The sequence below is a fragment of the Arthrobacter sp. HMWF013 genome (assembly GCF_003061105.1).
GTDB lineage: Bacteria > Actinomycetota > Actinomycetes > Actinomycetales > Micrococcaceae > Arthrobacter.
The window spans coordinates 1-1,694 of sequence record NZ_QAIQ01000422.1 but is presented as its reverse complement, the minus strand read 5'-3'; the positions used below and the strand labels follow the sequence as shown (position 1 = coordinate 1,694).

Sequence of the window (1,694 nt, the reverse complement as noted above, 5' to 3'; positions counted from 1 at the left end):
AACCGGTGGACGTGTCGGTGAAGGACACCTCCAGCGGGGCGGTCCCCGAAATGGGCGTCGCCGTGAACGAGGCAACCGGCGCCGGGTAAGCCGTGGTGAACGTCCAGGTCCTGTCCGACGCCAACGCGTTACCGGCAGCATCCTTCACCCCGCTGGCGCCGCCCTTGATCGTCGCCGTGTACGTCGTACCCGCCGCCAGATCCGCACTGGGGTCCAACGTTGCCACGTTGCCTGTGCCGTTGTACGTCACAGCTGCAGGAACGGGCGCCGTGCCGGGCGTCGTTGCCGTCAACGTGAACGCGGCCGACGTGACCGTCGAGGCAGTCATCGCCTCCGAGAACGTGCCCGTTACATCCGCGCCCACCGCTACACCAGTCGCGTCAGCAGTTGGAGACGTAACCGTCACCGTCGGTGCCGTTGTATCTCTACCGCTGGCGTCGTAGTAATGCCAGTAACGGCTGGTGTCGTCCACGTCGGCGAGCACCAGCAGGCCACTGTTGGCCGTGCCCCGCGAACTGTTGAGGTTCTGCTTCGTCGACGTCACGTTGTGGGCATACTGATCGGCGTCCAGGATGCGGAGCGTCTTCGTCGCAGTGCTGAAATCAATATCGCTCAGCGGCACGGACTTCTCGTAGATAGCGCCCCCGGAGTTGGAGCAGGCCCCGGCGTTCGTGGTGCCGCCCGGCTTTGGATAGGTGGCGAAGGTCCGCAGCATCTCTGTGCTCTCATCAATCAGGAGCATCACCCGGTTCGGGCACTCCGACACAGTCGCGATGGTGTGCGGCGTCCACGTAGTCCCATTCAATGCCAACAGCTGGATCAGCGGCTGGGACGACGCTATGAACGACGTCTTAACAGCCGCGAACACCCGCCCACCCGAGGAGTCCAGCCACTTCAGGTTCATGTGGTCATCACCAGTGCGCTGCCCCGACACCGCCGCCACCGGGGCGGTCCAGTCTGTGTCCGGCGCTCCATCGACGTGGTAGCTCCAATACATACCGTCGGTGGAATCACCGACCTGCCGGCTCCACATCACACCCATCTTGCCGGGTCCGAACGCAATCACAGCCGAAATGTCGTCCACAGAGACGTTGCTCAGCGATGCAGGATGAGCAAAGGGCGTCCCCCAGGTTGCGCCGTCCGTGCCCGTGACGTTCAGGTAGATCCTGTTCCCCTGCTGCCACGTGGCCCACACCCGGCCGGTCGAGTCCTTATCGATCGTCAGCGCCTCAACACGGTAGTTGTTGATCTGTGAAGAACCCAGGAGAGAGTACGTTTTTGTACTGGTGTTGTAGCTGTAACGCCGCATCGTCGTCGGGAAACCCGGATCAGCCGGTGACGGGTCGGTGCTCAGGAACCGATAACTCGCCACATACAAAGTCGTCCCGTCCCACAACACGTCATGATGGGTGTTCGAGCGCGTCTCGGTTGCCACACCCGTATCGACCCACGAATTTGTCGCGGCATTGAACCGGAAGATATGGAAATCCGAGCTGGCGGTGTCCCAAAGGTTCCCCCACCAGGACCCGTCGTTGAACCACAACGCACTCGTGGCGCGCTTTGTGCCGGTCGGTGACCCCGTCCCCGAATGCGACGGGCCCTCAACCCCGACATCCCCCGGGGCAGCCGATGCCGCGACCGGCGCCACCAGGACACCGAGCGCGAGCAGCAGCACTGTCAGCAGTGCGTGGAGC

1 protein-coding gene is annotated in these 1,694 nt (G+C 63.3%); it reads right to left on the bottom strand.

Annotated features, from left to right (window positions below; genetic code table 11):
- Positions 1-1,694: Ig-like domain-containing protein (locus DBR22_RS15515; RefSeq protein WP_258229237.1), on the bottom strand; the 1,694-nt coding region annotated here is incomplete at both ends.